Below are 315 nucleotides of genomic sequence, written 5' to 3'. Positions count from 1 at the left end.
GGCCATGAGCCGGTTGATGCGATCGAGTTCGGACCTCAGGCGTCCGATCGCCGGATGGCGCGGCCCGTACATGGTTTCGAGGTTGGCGAGCTCGGTGGCGCGCTGATTGTAATCGTCGCGCAGATTGGCGGCCGCGTTGGAGGAGAGTATCTCCGAGAGCTTGGCGAGGCCTGCCGCGGAAGTGCCCGCCGCCAGCGCCTGATTGTACCTGTCCTTCGCCTTGTCGGCGTCACCTTGCGCGGCGATCAGCTGCGTCGTCAGCTGGTCGAGCTGCGATTGCAGCGTGCCGCCGTCGGTCGGATCAACGATCCTGTG

At 65.7% G+C, this 315-nt stretch carries 1 pseudogene; it reads right to left on the bottom strand.

Annotation, left to right across the window (positions count from 1 at the left end):
- Nucleotides 1-315, bottom strand: a pseudogene (locus tag EN807_RS34040) (exopolysaccharide biosynthesis protein); the annotation flags it as partial.

The sequence above is a fragment of the Mesorhizobium sp. M5C.F.Ca.ET.164.01.1.1 genome (genome assembly GCF_004792125.1).
Classification (GTDB): Bacteria; Pseudomonadota; Alphaproteobacteria; order Rhizobiales; family Rhizobiaceae; genus Mesorhizobium; species Mesorhizobium wenxiniae.
Note: the sequence above shows the minus strand (reverse complement) of the source record. Positions and strands in the feature narration are given on the sequence as shown.